The sequence below is a fragment of the Pedobacter sp. UC225_61 genome, from assembly GCF_044452285.1.
GTDB lineage: Bacteria > Bacteroidota > Bacteroidia > Sphingobacteriales > Sphingobacteriaceae > Pedobacter.
In genome coordinates, this window is record NZ_JBIOAL010000001.1 from 3,546,353 (window position 1) to 3,566,501 (window position 20,149).

13 protein-coding genes are annotated in these 20,149 nt (G+C 31.5%); 4 read left to right on the forward strand and 9 right to left on the reverse strand.

Annotated features, from left to right (window positions below):
* Entirely contained in the window at window positions 1–1,158 is a 1,158-nt protein-coding gene (locus ACHMWN_RS16175) for a hypothetical protein (protein WP_397303207.1), read from the forward strand.
* 1 nt (window position 1,159) lies between these two features.
* On the opposite strand, the gene ACHMWN_RS16180 is transcribed toward ACHMWN_RS16175, so the two are convergent.
* The 9 genes from ACHMWN_RS16180 to ACHMWN_RS16220 all read right to left on the reverse strand — a co-directional run bounded on the left by ACHMWN_RS16180 (window position 1,160) and on the right by ACHMWN_RS16220 (window position 16,542).
* On the reverse strand, window positions 1,160–3,214 hold the full coding sequence (locus ACHMWN_RS16180; protein WP_397303209.1) for an LTA synthase family protein: 2,055 nt from the start codon (window positions 3,212–3,214) through the stop codon (window positions 1,160–1,162).
* 2 nt (window positions 3,215–3,216) lie between these two features.
* Window positions 3,217–4,650 (reverse strand): glycosyltransferase family 2 protein, encoded by a 1,434-nt coding sequence (locus ACHMWN_RS16185; protein ID WP_397303212.1) that lies wholly within the window; start codon window positions 4,648–4,650, stop codon window positions 3,217–3,219.
* Window positions 4,647–5,582, reverse strand: coding sequence for a HEAT repeat domain-containing protein (locus ACHMWN_RS16190; RefSeq protein ID WP_397303215.1), 936 nt, complete (start codon window positions 5,580–5,582; stop codon window positions 4,647–4,649). Before ACHMWN_RS16190 ends, ACHMWN_RS16185 begins: the two co-directional genes overlap by 4 nt.
* 119 nt (window positions 5,583–5,701) lie before the next feature.
* Window positions 5,702–6,073 (reverse strand): response regulator transcription factor, encoded by a 372-nt coding sequence (locus ACHMWN_RS16195; protein WP_397303217.1) that lies wholly within the window; start codon window positions 6,071–6,073, stop codon window positions 5,702–5,704.
* A 196-nt stretch (window positions 6,074–6,269) separates the two neighbouring features.
* A complete protein-coding gene (locus ACHMWN_RS16200; RefSeq protein WP_397303220.1) occupies window positions 6,270–8,702 on the reverse strand; it encodes a GAF domain-containing protein in 2,433 nt (810 codons plus the stop codon).
* 11 nt (window positions 8,703–8,713) lie between these two features.
* Complete coding sequence (locus ACHMWN_RS16205; protein ID WP_397303223.1) at window positions 8,714–12,310, reverse strand: BamA/TamA family outer membrane protein; 3,597 nt, start codon at window positions 12,308–12,310, stop codon at window positions 8,714–8,716.
* Between the two features lie 40 nt (window positions 12,311–12,350).
* Window positions 12,351–13,247: an SdiA-regulated domain-containing protein gene (locus ACHMWN_RS16210; RefSeq protein ID WP_397303226.1), complete on the reverse strand. Its 897-nt coding sequence runs from the start codon at window positions 13,245–13,247 to the stop codon at window positions 12,351–12,353.
* A 6-nt stretch (window positions 13,248–13,253) separates the two neighbouring features.
* Complete coding sequence (gene ppk1 / locus ACHMWN_RS16215) at window positions 13,254–15,299, reverse strand: polyphosphate kinase 1 (RefSeq protein WP_397303229.1); 2,046 nt, start codon at window positions 15,297–15,299, stop codon at window positions 13,254–13,256.
* A 1-nt stretch (window position 15,300) separates the two neighbouring features.
* Window positions 15,301–16,542 carry a Pycsar system effector family protein gene (locus ACHMWN_RS16220; protein WP_397303231.1) on the reverse strand — a complete coding sequence of 414 codons (1,242 nt, stop codon included), beginning with the start codon at window positions 16,540–16,542 and terminating at the stop codon, window positions 15,301–15,303.
* Window positions 16,543–16,776: 234 nt separating this feature from the next.
* Between ACHMWN_RS16220 and ACHMWN_RS16225 the strand changes: the two genes are divergently transcribed.
* The 3 genes from ACHMWN_RS16225 to ACHMWN_RS16235 are packed head-to-tail and all read left to right on the forward strand — an operon-like array spanning window position 16,777 to window position 20,136.
* Window positions 16,777–17,265, forward strand: coding sequence for a TspO/MBR family protein (locus ACHMWN_RS16225; RefSeq protein WP_397303232.1), 489 nt, complete (start codon window positions 16,777–16,779; stop codon window positions 17,263–17,265).
* 31 nt (window positions 17,266–17,296) lie between these two features.
* On the forward strand, window positions 17,297–19,612 hold the full coding sequence (locus tag ACHMWN_RS16230) for a patatin-like phospholipase family protein (RefSeq protein WP_397303235.1): 2,316 nt from the start codon (window positions 17,297–17,299) through the stop codon (window positions 19,610–19,612).
* Entirely contained in the window at window positions 19,609–20,136 is a 528-nt protein-coding gene (locus ACHMWN_RS16235; protein WP_397303237.1) for a hypothetical protein, read from the forward strand. Before ACHMWN_RS16230 ends, ACHMWN_RS16235 begins: the two co-directional genes overlap by 4 nt.
* Window positions 20,137–20,149 lie beyond the last annotated feature (13 nt).

Sequence of the window (20,149 nt, forward strand, 5' to 3'; positions counted from 1 at the left end):
ATGAAAAGAAACAAGTTATTATTGATTTTATGGCTCATACCTGCCATCCCTTTGTTGATGTTGATTGTTTGGTTTTTAACGCCAAAAACAAAATTGGTAGTAGCCATTGTTGATAAAACTGTTTTAACTAGGGATGGACAAGAACATATTTCTTTAGATTGGGTTCTAAATCAAGAAAAATTCACAAAAACAAGTAAAAAAAGATACCATGTAGGTAATGATTATTTCGGTTTCTTCCCGAAGGATAAGGAAAGGTTTAGGTTAAAAGGTTTAGAGCGTTTTACTAACAATCAACTTAAACAATTAAGTGATGATGCTAACTTAGCTTATTTTACAGATACCTATGGCATTTATAAAAAGGAATGGTACAACGAACAAAATGCCGAAAGAAGTTCTGGGATCTTATACGGTGGACTTAGTACTAATGATCTTGATTTTTTAGAAATGATGAAAGCTAAGCACAAACTTATCATCACAGAGTTCAATACAATAGGATCGCCAACAAGTGTAGAGAACAGAAATCGATTTGAACAGCTTTTTGGGATGCATTGGACAGGTTGGACTGCTCGCTACTTTAATAGTTTAGATACTGCTGTTAATATGGAATTACCAAAATGGTTAGTGCAAAACTATAAAGCGGCAAATAATAAAAAATGGCCATTTAAACGTTCAGGAATTGCTTTTGTAAGTGATTTTGATCAAGTAGTAATTTTAGAAGATAGCACCCACTTAAGTAATCCATTACCTTATATTGTTAGTTCTAAATACGGACAAGATAAATTTTCTTTACCCGAAAAAATTAAATATCCATTTTGGTTTGATGTGATTGTTCCAAACCAACAAATTAATAAGCGTGTAGCTGATTTTAAAATTTATCTTAATCAGAAGGGAAAAATAGAACTAAAGAAATATGGTATTCCAGAAAGTTTTCCTGCAGTATTAATGCATAATGCTGCTGATTATCAGTTCTACTATTTCTCTGGAGATTTCTGTGATAACCCGATTTCTATGACTTCTTCTTATTTTAAAGGAATAGGGTTTTTCAAGTTTCTACTGTTCGATACACAAGATCCGATGGAGCGCAAAAGTTTCTTTTGGAATTTTTATCGACCAATGTTAACTACTATTTTAAAAGACGAGGTTGGTAAGAAGAAGTAGATTATTGCTTTAATACTGGGCTATATTTTTTGATTAATGAATCTGGTACAATCTTACCCCCATTTACAATTTTAGCATTCTTCTTTTTAAAGTTATCAAAAGCATTTTTTAATTGATTGTAAGCTGCTTCATCTTGCACAGAAACTTCTTCCATTGCATTATTCAACTTGAATAAGGTGTTTCCATTCAAATGATATTCACCCATTACAAAATCTAACATGTCCGTTTTCGTTTGAATCATCGGGTAACTATGAACATTTCTAAAGTTACGAGCAGTATCCAACCCTTGGCCTAACCAGCTTACGACTGAAGGTGTTTTAATGGCAAAATTTTTCTTTAAATAAGCCAATATACTTGGAGTAATATCAAAATGTGTAGATATTGATTCCATTTGTGCAGTACGTTTTAACATTGGCGAATAAATAATTAACGGCACGTGATAACGATCTATCTTATTACTCATTGGAATTTCAGGCATTCGGTGATCTCCAGTTATGAAAAAGATCGTATTCGCATAATCATTTCTTTTTTGGTATTTGGCAAAAAAGTTTCTTAATGATTCATCCGTATACATAATACTAGAGTACTGGAGTTTGTAATTGCGATAATCTGATTTTTTAGAATCATCAAATTTCAATTGATCCATTCGTTGCTCAAATAATTTCAAATATTTTTCTTGGTTATTAATAAAGAATGGATTGTGCGTTGCTACAGTTAAAATTACATTTAACTCTGGGGCTTTTTCTGCTACTGCTCTTCGTGTATTTAAGTAATAGTTGAACAACTGATCATCTGTATATCCCCATGTAAAACCATTATGAGCTGGAAGCTTTTGGTAACCACTTGGAAATGTAAATTCATCATTAATTTCATCTACAGCGTTTCTCTTTAAAAAGGCATTCATATTATCGAATTTAGAATCTCCTCCATAATAAAAAGAAGTATGATAACCGTTGTGTTTAAGCAAACTGTACAGCGATAAATGATCTGGCATTTGGTTACCCATTTCTAAGAAACCATTTTTTGAGAAAGGTAACGATCCCATTAATGAAGGTAACACGGCAAACGTACGTCCACCCTCACTTAAAAAGTTTTTCCAATACAAGCTTTTACCCGACAAAGAATCAATAAATGGAGTAAAATTACCTAAATAAGCACCTTCGTTTGTAAATGCTCTACCTAAGCCTTCAACCAATAAAATTACTATGTGTGGAGGTTTTACATTAGGTTTCAAAAAGGGTGTTAGAACATCTGGCGTTTCATCTGTGTGTAAAAATGGATATTCATTTTCGTCTATGTAATTAAACGATGCGACTTTAGATGTGTTTCCCTCTTCATAATCACCAATGTAATTATCTGCGTAAATATCAATTTCATCATTTGCTGGAAAGAAATGATCGTAACTTGCGGTAAAGAAATAATCAGATTTATTGACAACCAAATTATTAGAAAAATCTGAATCCAAATTAGGAAGCCCAATAAAACTATTAACAGGAATAAATAAAAGTAAAACTGATAAAATCGGCAATGCCAAAGCTACCTTAGAGCCAACATTAACTTTTTTAGTTAAAAACCTAAATGCTGCAATAACACCAATTACTACTATTAAAAAACCTATTGATATACCAATGCTTAATCCGCCAGATGCGCCTATAGTTTGTTTAATATCTGCAATAGAATAACCATATAAATCGCCTCCAAGTGGCACTAATGACGTATTAAAATAACCAATTAAAATAAGTTGTGCTATTGCAAGTATGGTTAATACCACATAGCTACTAGTATAGGCGGCTTTTTGTGAATAGAAATAGATGAGCACAAAAATTAAATACTCCAACCATAGCCATTTTAACCAAAAAATAATATCCATTAACCATGACCATCCAATAACGGTAAATAAATGCTGTGGCATTTGACGTGTGATACCATTTAATATGAGTTCTAAAAGGCTAAGTAAAAACAAAATGCCAAGCCAAACGATCATCACTTTTGCAAATGCCTGACTTGCTGAATATAATTTTTTAAGATTATCTGAATGAATTGCTTTGTTTTTCATAACTAAGTCTTAGATTTTTTGGCAACTGTGAAACCCTGTCTTGTCATTTCACCCCAGGAATTCTTTTTTCGTAATAAATCGATATTTCCCTTTATTGCAGACCAAACGCCAAACGGATGAAATAAAAATGGTTCTAAAAGCGCCGTTAAAAACAACCTTAAGATGTCTTTTTTACGTTTATATTGATTATAGGTGAGTACCTCCATTAAAATAGCAAAAGAAGAATACATTATTCCGAAACTGAAAACCATGCCTAATAACCCAAAAAAGAAACGCCAATAGGTTAAGCCAAATAGTGCCAAAATTAAAAAGCACATCATGCCAACAAATTCTATAATAGGCGCTAAAAATTCAAAAAAGAACCAATAAGGATAACTTAACATCCCCAACAATCCATACTTTGGATTAAAGAACATTACTTTATGCATTTGTAGGGTTTCTATAGTACCCCTGGTCCATCTATTACGTTGTCTACCCAGTATTTTAAAAGTTGCAGGTGCTTCAGTCCAACATAAAGGATCTGGAATAAATTTTACTTTATATGGCAAATTTAATTCTTCCATATATCTTCTCATCCGCACAACAAGCTCCATATCTTCACCCACGGTATTATGGTTGTAACCCCCACATTTCACTACAATATCTCTATCAAACGCACCAAAAGCGCCAGAAATCAATAACAACCCGTTTAATCTACTCCAAGCCATTCTACCTAATAAAAATGCTCTGATATATTCTAAGGTTTGCACTCTAGGCAAAAATTCATTTGGCAAATTAACTTGCACCAACCTACCGTCTTCAATTTTACATCCATTGGCTATTCTAATCACTCCTCCGGTTGCTATAATTCGATGTGATGTACTTTCTAAAAACGGTTTTGCGAGCTTGAGCAATGCATCTTGTTCTAAAATACAATCAACATCTATACAAACAATGTAATCCTTTTGAGAAATGTTAATTCCAACGTTGAGCGCATCAGCCTTGCCCCCGTTTTCTTTATCAACTACAATTAATTTGCGATAAACCTTTTTACTGCTTTTATAAACTCCTCTAACTGCTTTGGTTTGAATTTGTTGATTTACAAAATGATCTGTTTTATATAAACTATAGGCATTTATTAATTTTTCTAACGAATCATCTTTACTTCCATCGTTTATAATAATCACTTCTAAATTATTGTAGTAAATTGATAAAAGTGATCTCACATTTTCTATAATATTCGCTCCTTCATTATAGGCTGGTGCTAAAATACTTATGCTTGGTGCTAATGATGAACTAGCCAATGCTCTATAATCAGTGAAACTATTTTTAAGTAAATGCTTTTTTACTTCGCCAATTGAATACAAGCCAATAAATATGTAAAGGCTTAAAAGCAATAAAGAATAGACTAAAATGATGTTTGTAAATGTATCTACTATAATTGACTGCCAACTCATTTTATCTCTCCTTCAATTTGTTTAATAATTTGATCTAAAGGATAATTATGAGCAGTTTGTAGTTCTTTTAACTGATGTATGCTTGATGAATTAATGTGAGCAACGGTACGAACTATCATGCGTTTTAAATCATTATCTTCTTGGTTTAAAAAGCTTATTAACGTTGGAATACTTTCATCTGAAGCAATATTTTGCATGACAGCCACAATTGCCTTTTGATTTTTTAATGTTTCATGTTCATATCTTTCCAATAAAACAGCCTCGGTATCGCTATTATAAATTTTCTCTACTGTATAAATGGCTTCTAATCTAATATCCTCATTATCATGAATTAAGCATTCTATTACTTGGTCATAAGCCTCAAATCGGTGATAGGTTCTTGTCAGTTTAAGTGCAAATGTAATTACACTCGTATTCTTTGATTTAAGCCATTTTTCAATTTTATTGAAATTTTCTGGCGGAAGCATTGAAAGTTCCTTTAATAATGCAATCTGTTGCCATTCTGTAAGTTGATATGAAATTACATCCAGAAACCTGAGTCCTTTAAACCCATATAACTTAACAATGGTAGTTTGGGCTTCCATCCTTACCAAATCATTTTTATTGTTGGTAAGTCTATAAATTTTATTGAGATATTCCTTTTGCTCCATTATGCCAAGCTCTTGTATAGCCTGTGCTTTAATGTGCCATTCCTTATTATTTAGCTTTTTTAGTGCGTTCTCATTTAAATGCAATTGAATGTACAGTTTTTTCAAATTTGTAGCAGAAACTCCTGAAATATTCTTTTTTGCAGATAATAATTCCTTGGTAAGTAAGCGCTTAAAATAAGGGTTATTTAGCATTTTTTTGGTTCTGGCTGTAATCGGAAATGGGGTTTCCGTTGAATATTCATTCTCAGAAAAAATCGCATTTCTGATCAATAAATCAGCCATGAGTTTCCATTTTACATACTTATTTCGTCTGCTCTTTCTTATCGTTAAATTAATCATAATAAAACAGACCATGAGCAATGCAATACCCAAAAAAATTAATGTTATAATCTCAAGATAAATCATCTTGCTTTCATCAAATCAAATCTTCTAACCCTAACTGTTAATTCATTAGGACTAAATGGTTTTGTAATGTAATCATCTGCACCAAGTTGAAATGCTTCTAAAACAATATCTTCTTGACCCATACCGGAAAGAATAATGATAGAAATTTTATGATCTGGATGATTCTCCTTTATTTCTGCTATGATTTCTAATCCAGAAACATAAGGCATCATGATATCTGATATAACTAAATCAGGAATGTGTTCTCGTATTTTACTCAAAGCCTCCCGCCCATCTCTTGCTAGAATCACATCATGTCCATCTTTCTTTAGCCTTAATTCTAAAGTTTTGAGAGTTAGTTCTTCGTCCTCTGCAATTAAAATTTTCATTAATAGTTAGTTAGGTAGAGTATAGTTGGTAGGATTTCTACAAGCAAAAATTAATAATTTTTTTATTAAAAACCTAAGTTATCACTGTAAATTATTTCTCTAATAAATATATTTTTAAAATATTAGAAATTTTATCATGCTGTATTAACTACTATAATATACTTTATCTTGAAATGAAATTAGAATTGCACTAAACTTACAACTGATCTACTTGTTTATTCTTCATTTTAACAGATTTACTCTTAATTGATTTTTTAAGTTTCATCCATTGTTCATCAAAAAAATCACATGACATGTAATTAACACCTACTCTCAATGCTTTTAAACCGCTTACACCTTGTAATTCTTCTAATTCTAGCATTTCCAAGTCATCTTGCAAAAACTCTTGTTCTTGTAGGTATTTGATATATTCTAGATATTCATTTGCTTCGAAAGCGTTAAAATAAACCAACGAAATCTTTCCTGGTTGAGTTAGTCGTTCTTCGGTACCTTTAACTAATACTTTATCTATTCTTTTCTTAACAACTTCATAACGAATGTTATATGCTCCTTCTACATCAAATCTTCTTTCATCATTTCTAAAACTGATATCTATTGGATTTGAATGAATAAATATTAACTGTGTAGTTAATAAAGCTCGTGGCATTTGACTTACCAAACTATTAGTTAAACGAGCAACTTCTACCATTGCTGTGAGTTGCCAAAGGCGAATATTTTTTAAGTATAATAAATCAAACGGCACATCTGGTGCGATATCTTGTCCAATATAAATATCATATTCTACTCCATCGGTTCTAAATTTGGCGAAGTAACATGGGTATGAATTTTGTAAAGTTTGTTGTGCTTCTTCTAAATATTCACTCACGGCAGTATTAATAAACTGCATTGAAGTTTCTAATGTCCTTCTGTGTTCAAAAGCAACACCATTCTCTGAATTAATACTATTAAAATAATTCTGAACGATTTCTTTTGTCTGTGGGTGTCCCTTTTCGATGTGCGTTAGCATTGGATACACTTCCAACTCTAAAAATTCATTTAGTAATGCTTCCTCGCTTGAACTAATGAAATCGTCTATTTTTTTAATCCAATCCTTACAGTTAAAAAGAATCTTATCAATTAAATCTAGCGGTATGATGGTCCTTAAATTAGTTAAAGTTTCACTTAAAATATCTAATTGTATTTTAAGATCTTCTTTTAACGCATAATTACGTTCAATCGTCGAATTTCGAATATCTATTGCACCAAATAATGGATAAAGTCCTTTAAAAGTAACCGTTTCTATTTCTTGAGTTTTCTTTTTTCCTTTGCTATTCTTAATAAAATCCCAAACAACTTGGTTAAATTTCCATTGTACTGATGGTTGTAATGCAGTAAATTTATCTTTTAATACACTATCCATTCTTGCATTAAACTCTTCAATTCTATACTGCAACAATTGTCCTAAAAGTGGTAAAGCTGAATGTAATCTAGATAATAACTTTTCGTTAACTTCTAAGGCTTCTGTAGAATAAATTTCCATTATACCAGCCAATTGGTTGTTGTAAAAAATCGGCACAAATGAATAAGAATGAATACCGTTTTTTTGTAATACTTCTAAAAACGGAAACTTTTCTATTTTTTCACTATCTAAATTATTAAAGAAAACAGGCCTTGGATTTTCCTTGTATTCATTAACCAAACCATAAAATGTTTCTTCTTCGAGGTCGTATTTTTTAGCAGAGTCAAGTAAAATACTTTGTGAGTGCTGATGGCTATCAAAAACGAATTTATTATTCACCATTAAAAATGGCAATAATCCAAATTCAATATGGCCATCACCTACTAGGGTTTTTAAGGCTTGAATTACATGCTCATATGCTTCATTTTCGTAGGTATGATTAACTAATGCATCGCGAATACCATCTATCGCATGTTGCAGTGTAACATCAGCTAGAGAAATTACTGTAAATCCATCGAATTTAAATTTGCTAAGTGGAATTAGCTTTTGTAATAACTCAATTTCATTGCCCTCTTGTATTTGAATAGTTAATAATTCAAAATTTAATTCAGGTAATTTTCCATCATATTTTATATCAATAAATTGAGTATCTGCGTTAATGTTGTAATAGGTGGTTAAATGCGTTTCTGGATTGGTATAGGCATATAAAATTTCGTTTTTAAAGATAGAGGTGTAGTTATAAAACCTCTCCAATATCATTCTATAAATGAATTGCAATTGTTGTTTTTCTTTAGATGATTCATCAACAATATCCTTACTTAATTTTTTCTGCTCTGCATGTAAGGATAAAAATTCATGAAATGAATCGGTGCTAAAGAAAATTTTATCTGGCACAGGTGTACTCAATGCCCAGAATAAATCCTTTTCATTTGCCATCAAAGGCGTTAAAATGGTAAAAATAAGTTCGAGTGTATCTTTATATTTTACTAAATCTTCTGCTTTAATATCACTTTGTAATGCCTCTTCACGTTCTATTTTCTCTAATAAAAATCGATAAAATTCAGCTTTTAGTGTCTGCTCGGTTTTTAATCTGCTTTTTAAATAAGCAATTAAAGGCCTAAAAGACAGGGTAAACTCTACCTGACATGTTATACATGCATTTTTATTAATGTGGATTACCTCTGTGTTCATCTCTTCTCTAATTAATACCTAAAATTCATCGATACATAAGGATACCATCCTTCGTTCGAATGCCCCATCACAAAACGAAATATAGTTAAAGATGCAGGGGAAAAATATACACCAGCACCAACACCATGATGCCATACATCTGAATTTTCGTTATTTTTCCAAACCCTACCAACATCATAAAATCCCATAAGACCAACTTGACCAGGTAATACATAACTTACAAAATCGCCTAGTTTGGCTCTTAATTCTAAATTGTTATAAAAACTATGTTGTCCCGCAAATCTAAATTGGCGATAGCCTAAAAGATTTCCTTGTCCGCCTAAAAATAAATTTTGATAAAATGCTGGTTTACCAACTGTTACTCCTCCACCAAAACGATCTGCCAGCACAAAGTTAGCTCTTCCATCTAAATTTTTATATACAGCAATACTTCCAATGAATTGCCCATATGAGTTTGCATATTTATTTAAACCTTTAAAAGCAGACCATTTAAAATCTACATAACTTCCTAAAGTTGGTAAAATTTCATTGTCACGTGTATCGTTTACAAAATTAACAACAATTCCACCATATAATTTATTTTTTGTTACTGTAATACTATCATAAGAATGTAATTCTGAAAGATTTGTAGTTATTCTGCCAATATTATCTTCATTATCGTATCTATACAATTGAAAATTTGGGCCAATACTAAAAGTAGATTTAGGTCTACGCCACCTTAATGTTGATTCTATTTGGTAGATATTAAACCTAGTTCGATAATATTTTTTCTCGTTATCGTATTTTGTTTCGTTTCCAACGCCAAAAAAGTTTTGTGTATTATCTGGAGCATAAGCATCTGCTTTTAAGGTAAAATCAGCCTTACCTACGGCTTTAAGCCAGTCTCCAAAATAATTAAATCTAAATGCTGTTGTTGCAAATGAATGTAAAAAAGAAAAATGTTGTGAATTACCATATGGCTGTTTTCTAAATCCAGGATTGGTTATTTTATAATTAAGACCTAATAATAATCCATCATCTGTATTATAACCTGCATTAAGTGTTAATGAAGAACGATGATACATATCTTTTCCTAAGTAAGAAACATTTGACGTATCGGTTGACATTCTTTTGCTTAACTTATTTTGATCATCACCTTCAAACTTAGAATTATCGTTTTTCCTTCCAAATAATTGAACAGTTCTAGAAGAATTAGGCACATCGTATACCTTTTTTCCTGCACCAGCAATTACTCTTAAGTTAATATTTGATGTTTTGTTATCTAATACTAAACTATCATTCCCATCTTTAGTATATAAACGTATTTCTTTTGTCACTTCTGGATCAAAATTTCGGCTGAAGATCTCTTCTTTAATGTTTCCTTCTTTAGAAATTTTATTGATTTGGACTTTTAAATATTGATTTGCAGAATCTGTAATTACAATTTTTTCATTTTTATTACTTGTTTGGATATCAACAATTCTATTGAAGAAATGATAATATTCATTCATCAATTTTGGTAATGCTGCTCTTCTCTCTTTAAATTGTTTTAAGAATTGATCATGGCGTAAAGAATAGCTAGGTTCTGGCAATTTCTTTAATGCTTTTTCAAAAACATCATCTGTTAGTTTTGCGCAAAAATCTTGTATGATTTTATCCCATTCTGCTTCTGTAAACTGCGACATTAATCTACTATTCATGGCTCTACCTTCCCACAAAAACCAATTAATGTTTTTGATATTTCTTTCAAATCCTTGCATCATTGGTAAAAGTGACGAAGATTGTGCGTACCGCTGAATAAACCCATCAGTGCTATAAAAAACCATATCACGATCTCTTGGAACAGCTAAATATTTAGCGCCTTTTTCTGTTTTTTCAGGCTTCCATCTCCATTGGTCTTCATGACGATCCCAATCACCAAGCATTACATCAAGTGCTCTAGCCCTTAATAATAATTCACCATCGTAAGTGTTATCATTATCATCATCTAGTTTCTTAAACATTTTTGCAGTATTGTCAGAATCGCCAAGAGGTTCTCTTTCTTCCAATAAGCAAAGTGTATTTGCAAAAAGACCAGAATAATCTCCAAGATTAGCATCAGGAGAAACCCAACCAATAATTGGTGTACTGTGAGGAACATTTACAGCATCTGCAATTGTAGGCACAACTAATGCCCCAAATGGATGTTGAGCAGACATATTATCTTTTACAATATCTTTGGCAAATGTTTCTCTAAGCCCTTGTGGTAAAAGAACTTCTGGAAACTTTTCTACACTTCTTAATACCCATTCTTTTCCACTTTTATCTTTTAATCTAAGTGAATGAGATTGATTACCCCCACCTAATTGTGTTGGTGTTAAACCTCCCTGTATTTCAGAAATACGCAAAACCGGAACTTTTGTTTCTTGAGCATAATCTTTACGGTAATTTTCGCCAAAAAGAAAACGGTGAAACTTTCCTACGCTATCATAAGATGGATGTACTTTTATACTAATGCTATCACCCTTAATTGCCTTAAATTCATTTTTTTTTGTAGCAGCTAATTCTTTAAATGGTTGCGTATAACTAAATACCTTTTTTACACCGCTATCTGCATAAATATAATACTCATAACGCATATCATTATTAATTAGTTGATCTGCAATCACGTATCCTTGATTTTCTTCTTGAAACAAAGAGTTTTTTCCCTTTTTATTTGGTGTCATTTTAGATCCTGCACCACTTACAATTTGTAACTGATCACTTTTAATTAATTGCAAACCATGCTCATGTCCAGCTACATAAATTACATTCGATTTTTTTCCGAAAACTCCATTCACACTTTTCATCATATCTTTATACAAAGGATGATTTAAATCTTCTGGACTTAATAATGTAGAGCGCAACAGTGGATAAACAGAACCTATAATTGGTAATGGAATTACCAAATTTTTATTGAGTAATGTTAATGGTAGCAAATGATTTTTCCATGTAAAATAGCCACCATGTGCACCATAACTTTGAAATGGATGATGAGAGGCTAATATGATAATTTTGTTCCTGTTTTGTTCCATTAAATCTTCCATACGAGCAATTACCTCATCTTTTGTCTGACAATCGCAATCTGCTGCTGGGTTTGCTTTATTGTATGGAAATAGCCACCATTCACTATCGTAAGCTATGATTGTTAATTTATCTGTCAATTTAATTGCCACAGGGTCTGGACAACCATTAGCGGGAATCAACCTTAAAAGAGGATCGTTAAATGATTCTAAATATTCACTTTGTGCTTGAATTTTAGCTAAACCGTTGGGTCCAGATTTGTCCCAATCGTGATTACCTGGCACGAAATAAACAGCAGCACCAGCATCTCGCATTGGTTTGAATTGAGATTGTAAAATTTTACTGGTTTCTGCAAAATCTCCATAACCCGGAATAGCCATTCCAACAGGATAAATATTATCTCCTAAATAAAGTGTGGTCGTTTTTCCTTTAATTACGTGTTTGGCTGCATTTTTTAATGATTGTGCTTGCCCAGTATTCATTTCTCCAGCATCGCCGATTAAAATAACTCGATATTTAACAAAGTCTTGTCCTAGTGCTACAAAACCTTGAAATAAAAATACAATGAGGAGTAATTTTTTTAACATATTGATAATTTGAGCTTTAACAATTTTATTAATTTACGATTTAAGGTTTTTTATAATCAAACCTTAAAATATTTCCAACTTGTGTTTCGCTTCCTTCATTGGATATATATAAGTTGCCAGCAGCGTCGAAAGCAATTCCCTCTGGTTGATTAAATATATTAGAGCTTAAATGGTATACATTTTTTATTTTCCAATTTCCATCAGTTACTACTAATGCTTTATTAACAGATGAAACAATATACCATTCTTTAGTTAATGGATTCATTGCTAAAGCTGATGGATGAAAAGTGCCCTTCTTTTTACCTGTTAATTTGTCTATCTGGCTTACGTCTGTATTAAATGTACCTGTTGATTTGAAAGAACCGTCACTTTGTAAAGTTAAAATGTAACCACTAGTTTTTTTAGTACCCTTATCCACGCTGCATTGCTTACATAACACATATAATTGTCCAGTTGTTTCATCACCAAACATACCTTCATATTCGCCTTTTGGCAACAAATCTTTTGATTCTTTAACATTTGCAGCTTCCGGTTTACCAACTTCACTTAAAGGAAAAGAATATAGAGTTCCGTTACTTTTTAACAAAATTGCCCAACCTTTAATAATAGAAACATCTTCGTAATCACCTTTTTTCCCAAATTTCGTTGCCTTCTCTTCTTTAGAACCCAATGGTAAAGTGAATAAACTTCCATCTTCATCCATCTCGGCATATACGGTTTTATTATCTCCATTATTAAAAGCTATTCCAGATATCTCTTGCAAAATATCAGGCATTTGATATTTATGTGGCTTATTCAAGTCATATCCAACCGGACTTTCAGGCCCTAGACCTTTTTTCTCTACACAAGATAATGCTGTAAAACTTGCTAAAAATGCAAGCACACTTAACACTACAACATAATTTTTATTCACTCTATTTTTCAGCTTGTTTACCATCTTATTTTACTGTTTTAGCAATTGATAAATACGATATTGAGATTGTTTTGGTTCTTGTTTTGTTACGATTGGAATATTAATCATTTTGTCATTTAGTAGTACAGCTTGTACATTGTCTTCTAATTGAAGTTTGATCATAGCTTTTATTTCCTTTTTTATCACCTCATCAAAAATTGGAAAACACACTTCAATTCTTCGATAAATATTTCTGTTCATCCAATCTGCAGAACCCAAATAAATCTCTTCATCACCTTGATTCTGAAAGACAAATACCCTGCCATGTTCTAAGTAACGATCTACAATTCTTCTAACCCTAATATTTTCACTCATTCCTTTTACACCAGGAATCAATCGACAAATACCTCTAATAATTAGCTCTATTTTTACCCCAGCTTGTGATGCTTCGTATAGTTTAGCAATTAATACCTTTTCTTCTAAATTATTAAGTTTAATAGTGATAGTGGCGTTTTCTCCCTTTTTTGCGTGTAGGATTTCTCGATGTATTAAAGCAATAAATCGCTGTTGTAAATTAAATTGTGCTACCATTAAATAGTTAAACTTAATTAAGTCTGGATCTGTTGGTTTAACTCTTTTCGCCAAAAACATAAACAGCAATTCCATTTCTCTCAACATGCCCTGGTGAGCAGTCATTAAAATATGATCTGTATAAAAATTGGCAGTAGTTTCATTAAAGTTTCCAGTTGCAAATAAACCAGAATAAACATAGCGTAAACCTATTTTACGTTTCACCAATGCGATTTTGGCGTGTACTTTTAAAGCCGTTACGCTATAGCTAATATCTACACCCGCCTCTTTCATTTTTTTTGCCCATTTGATGTTATTTGCTTCATCAAAACGAGCTTTTAGCTCTACTAAAACAAATACTTTCTTTCCATTTTTAGCAGCGCTGATTAATGCGTTTACAATTTTAGAATCGCTGGCCACACGATAAAGTGTACTATAAATCTCTTCAACTTCAGGATCTGTTGCAGCTTCATTAAAAAACCGTAAAACACTATCGTATGATTGATATGGAGGATTGATAAGGATATCCTTTTCCAAAATCTCCTCATACAAGGATTTTCCTTTTATAATAACTGGATAATCAATTTTAGGCCATTCAGGATTATTTAATTTTGGAATATTTATCGGAAATGAAAAAAGGTCTTTTAAATTATGATATCTACCACCTTCTACTACATTTGCATTCTGCAAATTCAGTTTTTTAGCCAACAATTTCAGTGTAGCCTCTGGAACTCCTGGCTGATGCAAAAAGCGTGTTGCTAAACCAAAATCGCGTTTTTGCAATTGTTTTTCTATTTGATCTGCCAAGTTGCCAGCATATTCATCCTTAAGATCAATTTCTGCTGTTCTTGTAATTTTAAAACTAAAACATCCAGTTATTTCAGCTCCCTTAAACAATATATCTAAATTACTTCTGATGATATCGTCCAAAAACACAATAAATGTTTCCTCTTTTATAGTGGTTTTAAAAAAGCGAGGTAAGTTATTGGATGGAATATTTAGAATAATCGTCTCTTGTCTCTCATTTTGTATGAGATTAATTAGAAAATAAATTTCGTTGTTATTTGGAAAAAATGAAGATTTCGCCTTGGCCAGATTTACAGGTTGTAAAAATGCCAAAACCTGACTTAAGAAATATCTATTTACAATTGAGCTTAACGGCTCAGGAATATCATTTCCATAAACAAAGTTGATTTTATTTTCTCGCAATTGCGGAATAATTGACGATTTTAAAATTTGTCCGTATTCCTGTTGATGGGTTCGAATAGCGGCATTTACTCCTTCCAATAAATCATCTTCAACGTGAATATTGTTCTTTTCCTTTTTGCTCAATTTAGTCAACGCTAATAGAACTGGCATACGAACGCGATAAAATTCATCCAAATTGGAAGAATAAATAGAAAGAAATTTAATTCGTTCTAATAGAGGCACATTTTCTCTATTCGCTTCTTGCAAAACACGTTCATTAAAGGATAGCCAACTTAAATCTCTATCGTAAAAAACGTTTTCTAATACAGTTTCGGGCATTTTAAGATAATTTACCGTAGGCGATATAAGAAATTACGTAGGCTAAAACAGCAGCAATTAAACCGAACATAAAAATATTATACGCTATTCTGATAAGTTTGTATTTACGACCTAACACCACACCTTGAGAATAGACATCGGTGATTAAAGTACCGTACAAAAATTCATTATCGTTCATCACCCTAATCATTCCTTTAGAGTAATCGTTTAATGCCATTTTATAGAAATTACCAAAGAAAAGTAAATTTACTTTTTTACGTTCTAGGTCATTATCTGTAAATAAACCATCTGGAATTGATGGCCGTGTTGCCAAAATGGAGAAAATGATGGTGGATAAACTAACCATCAACAAAATAAATGTTGGAACGATTAAAAAGGCGTTATCTTCCAATCTTCTAAGCACCAAACTCACAATTAACGATAAAATAATAGAGTTAACCGTAATCAATAACTGTGCTTTATTATCTGCCATGTCACTCAACCTCTGGTTATTAGCCGATGTAATCCTAAACATCGTTTCAATACCTTTATCTGGTCTTTTTTTATCTTTTTTGGTTAATAATTTTTCTTGTTTAAACGGATTATCGTCTTTAACCGGCTTTGTCAATTTTTTATCGGTACTAATTAAAACTGGTTCATCCTCATCTTCATCTTTAAGCTTGCTCTTTAATTTCTCTAAATTTTTTAATTTCTGGTCATTTAGCAATAAAATGCAATAATCTGTATGGTATTGGTGCGTTTCTAAGAACTCAATATCAGTTTTACGCCATTGCTTTTTACTAATCTCTTTATTGTATAGCAACTCTACTTCTTTATGCATGAGTTTACCTTTTTTTCTAAAATCGTCTGTTCCTAAATGGAAAAGATCCCCATCGCAAACGATTCTTTCTAATTGGTTAGTAGGTCTTTGAGGCATTTTTGTAGAAAGAATAACCTGCATCACTTCATCTCTAACAGCAGCTGATACATCGAGTTTTTTCAAAAATTCTACAGCTAAGTCTGCTCCTTTTTGTTCATGGGCTAAAGGTGCTTCGAAATAACCCGTATCATGAAACCAAGCTCCTGCGGTTACAATAAAAAAATCTTTATCGTTTAATTGATAGTGATTGGCAATTTGCATTGTCGATTTTACCACATCTTTAGTGTGGTTTAAATTGTGATAAACCAATTTTTCATCATGGTGTGTATTGAAATATTCCAATACATATTTTTCCACTTCTTGTTGCAGGTTTTTATAATTCATTTTAGTTTTTAACTGTTTTAGAGCTGATTTAAATTCTTTTAAGATTACAGATTCGATAGAATGGCAGCTATTTTCTAATTGGGATACATATTTACGAAATATAAGAATTTTTATTTATGGCATATCAAAAACCCCATAAAATGAAAATTGTTTTACATGGAAAAATTAATTTCAATCTTATTTAACAAAACAACCTGTATGTTTAATTGTTATAAATAGATAATAAATTACCTCATGCCTACTCGACATCTTAAATTCCAATTTTTACCTTTTATAATCTGCTTAATTATTCCACTTGCAATCGGGGTTATTGGTGGATTATTAACCATAGAATCTACAAAAACATGGTATGTTACATTAAATAAACCTTCGTTCAATCCACCTAACTCCATTTTTGGTCCAGTTTGGACAACACTATATATTTTAATGGGTATCTCATCTTATTTAGTATGGAGAAAAAGAAAAATTTCAATGGGGTATTCTTGGGCGGCCACTATTTATATATTGCAGCTGTTGTTAAATTTAATGTGGTCTTATTTATTTTTTTATGAGCACAAAATTGGCTTCGCATTAATAGAAATAGGTGTTTTGTTATTAACTATTATCATAAATGCTTTCATTTTTTATCGCATAGATAAAGTAGCTGGGTGGTTATTTTTGCCTTATATTCTTTGGGTCAGCTTTGCATCTTATTTAACCTATTCTATTTTTATTTTAAACTAATTTCAAAAGAAAACAATATTTTTATAGGGTGATGTATCCTAAAAAGCTATTCGTTTTCTTTTTCTTGCTTTTGGTGCTACAGGTAAAAGCCCAAAAAGTAGGCTTAGTTTTGAGCGGCGGTGGTGCTAAAGGCTTAGCTCATATTGGTACGTTAAAAGCACTCGAAGAAAATAACATTCCTATAGATTATATTACAGGAACATCAATGGGTGGTATTGTTGGAGCTATGTACGCCGCAGGTTATTCGCCATCACAAATAGAAAAAATTGCCTTAAGTTCTGATTTTCAAAATTGGGTAAGCGGAAAATACAAAAGCGATTACAGTTTTTACTTTCAAAAAAATAGTGCAAATGCCTCTGTTTTAACAGCTAAACTAGCTATTGATACTAGCTTAAGACTTAGTTTTAGATCTAATTTGGTGAATGATATTCCACTTAATTTTGCATTATTAGAACTATTTTCACAAGCTTCTGCTATCTCAAAAGATAATTTTGATCAACTTTTTGTGCCTTATCGTTGTATGGTTTCTGATGTTTTATCTCAAAAAAGCATTACTGTAAGCAAGGGAAGTTTAGCTGAAGCTGTTAGAGCTACAATGACTGTTCCTTTAATTTACAGGCCAATTAAATTGGATGGAAAATATGTTTTTGATGGGGGATTGTATAATAATTTCCCAGCAGATATTATGAAAAATGAATTTAAACCAGATTTCATTATTGGCGCCAATGTTTCTTCTAAAACTTTTAATGAATATCCAAAAAACGATGACAGACTAATGAATCGACTTTTGGTCTATATGTTTCTTTCTAAATCTGATTCAACACTAGTTGGACAAAATGGAGTGTATATACAACCCGATTTAGTCGATTACAGTACGACAAATTTTACACCTGTTGAAGAATTAATAAAACGTGGTTATGATGCAACAATTGCAGATATGGATAAAATTAAAAGTTCAATATCACGACGAGTTACCCCACAAGAATTATTAATTAAAAGAACAAAATTTAATGAGCGTAAACCAGATTTAGTCTTTAGTAATGTAACCGTTTCTGGCGTTAATTCTCAACAAAAAAAATACATAGAACGTCTTTTTAAAAGCGATCAGGCAACTTTTGATCTTGAAGACATCAAAAGAGGTTATTATAAATTGGTAGCTGATGAAACCTTTGAAACTGTTTATCCAAAAATTTCTTATCGACCAGAAACTGATAGTTATAACTTTGAAATTGTAGCCAAACCGAAAAAGAGTTTTAAAATAGATTTTGGTGGAAATATCTCTTCAAGACCTATTAGCAACGTGTATTTAGGTTTACAATACAATTATTTAAATCGCAAAGCTTATACTTTTGGAACGAATTTCTATTCAGGTAGATTTTACGAGTCAGTTCAATTAAGTGGAAGAGTAGATTATCCCTCTGGATTGCCTTTATTTTTAGCTGCAGAGCTTACTTATAACCACTGGAATTATTACAACACAAGTCAAATTTTTATCGAAAATCCCCATCCAACATACATTGAACAAGCAGATAGAAAAATAGATCTTAAATTAGGAATGCCTTTAAATCGCAATGCGAGAATTACATTGAGTGCTGCTTTTATTAACAACAGTGATAGATACAGTCCTACAAATACGTTTACAGTTGGTGATGTTTTAGATAGAACAACTTTTAATGGACTAAAAACCAGCTTATTATTTGAACAAAACTCTCTTAACAGAAAACAATATGCAGATAGAGGTCATAGTTTATTCTTCAGTGCCAATTTTTTAACTGGAAAAGAGAATTATACTCCAGGAAATGTTTTTGGAACTTATAATTCTTTTGTTAAAAATACAGTTATCAAACGTACATTTAGAGAATGGGAAAGTATTAAATTAAGTGATGAAAATTATTTTTTTCATACCAAAAACTATACATTGGGTTATTTGGCAGAAGGTGTTATTTCTAATCAACCTCTATATTTTAATTATTACGAAACACTTTTAGCCGCTCCAGCATTTTATCCTTTACAAGATAGTAAATCTCTCTTTTTAACTAATTTTAGAGCAACTAGTTATCTGGCTGGCGGATTAAAAAATGTTTTTAACATTAAACGAAATTTTGATGTACGCTTAGAAGGTTATTTATTTTTACCTTACAAAGAATTTGAAAAAATTGGAGTGCAAGGTGTTGGGTATGCAAAAGCTTTTAGCAAATGGCATTATGCAGGCACTGCAGGTTTGGTTTATCATACTCCAGTTGGTCCAGTAAGTTTAAGTTATAATTTATACGACGATCCTGTGAAAAGAAATGGTGTTTTACTACATTTAGGCTATCTAATTTATAATAAACGATCTTTAGAATGAAACATATAATTATAGTTTTTTTACTGATTTTAGGCGGTAAAAGTTTTGCTCAAACTGCAGATATCAATAATTTTTTAGTAAAGGAAAGCTTATTAAAAAATAGCAAACTTGCTGTAATAGCTGCAGATTCGTTAGATAATCCATTAGAGAAAATAAATGGCACCTATACTTTTAGTGTTAGTGGATTTACACAGTCGTTAACTTTTAATGATGGTGTAGCAATACTACCTTTACCAATAGATAAATCAACCTTTGTTTACATAAAACATCAAAACGATAGTGGTACACATAGCAAACTACTTTATGTATACAAAAAAGATGGCAATTTAAATCCTTTTACAATTAGCCGTATATTTCTGATTATCATTCCATTAATCATTATAATTTTAGCTTTTGCCTTTAAGAAATTCATTTATATAGCCATTATATTGCTATTAATTTTCATGTATTTCAGTTACAGCAATGGATTAAATATTGCTACATTTTTCGAAACTACTTTCGATTATCTGAAGAATTTAGTGTAGACAAAGTTAATCT

Excerpts from the sequence above, each read along its gene's own strand:
- ACHMWN_RS16175 (WP_397303207.1), top strand. The coding sequence starts at position 1 with ATGAAAAGAAACAAGTTATTATTGATTTTATGGCTCATACCTGCCATC.
- ACHMWN_RS16180 (WP_397303209.1), bottom strand. The coding sequence starts at position 3,214 with ATGAAAAACAAAGCAATTCATTCAGATAATCTTAAAAAATTATATTCA.
- ACHMWN_RS16185 (WP_397303212.1), bottom strand. The coding sequence starts at position 4,650 with ATGAGTTGGCAGTCAATTATAGTAGATACATTTACAAACATCATTTTA.
- ACHMWN_RS16190 (WP_397303215.1), bottom strand. The coding sequence starts at position 5,582 with ATGGCTGATTTATTGATCAGAAATGCGATTTTTTCTGAGAATGAATAT.
- ACHMWN_RS16195 (WP_397303217.1), bottom strand. The coding sequence starts at position 6,073 with ATGAAAATTTTAATTGCAGAGGACGAAGAACTAACTCTCAAAACTTTA.
- ACHMWN_RS16200 (WP_397303220.1), bottom strand. The coding sequence starts at position 8,702 with ATGAACACAGAGGTAATCCACATTAATAAAAATGCATGTATAACATGT.
- ACHMWN_RS16205 (WP_397303223.1), bottom strand. The coding sequence starts at position 12,310 with ATGTTAAAAAAATTACTCCTCATTGTATTTTTATTTCAAGGTTTTGTA.
- ACHMWN_RS16210 (WP_397303226.1), bottom strand. The coding sequence starts at position 13,247 with ATGGTAAACAAGCTGAAAAATAGAGTGAATAAAAATTATGTTGTAGTG.
- ppk1 (WP_397303229.1), bottom strand. The coding sequence starts at position 15,299 with ATGCCCGAAACTGTATTAGAAAACGTTTTTTACGATAGAGATTTAAGT.
- ACHMWN_RS16220 (WP_397303231.1), bottom strand. The coding sequence starts at position 16,542 with ATGAATTATAAAAACCTGCAACAAGAAGTGGAAAAATATGTATTGGAA.
- ACHMWN_RS16225 (WP_397303232.1), top strand. The coding sequence starts at position 16,777 with ATGCCTACTCGACATCTTAAATTCCAATTTTTACCTTTTATAATCTGC.
- ACHMWN_RS16230 (WP_397303235.1), top strand. The coding sequence starts at position 17,297 with ATGTATCCTAAAAAGCTATTCGTTTTCTTTTTCTTGCTTTTGGTGCTA.
- ACHMWN_RS16235 (WP_397303237.1), top strand. The coding sequence starts at position 19,609 with ATGAAACATATAATTATAGTTTTTTTACTGATTTTAGGCGGTAAAAGT.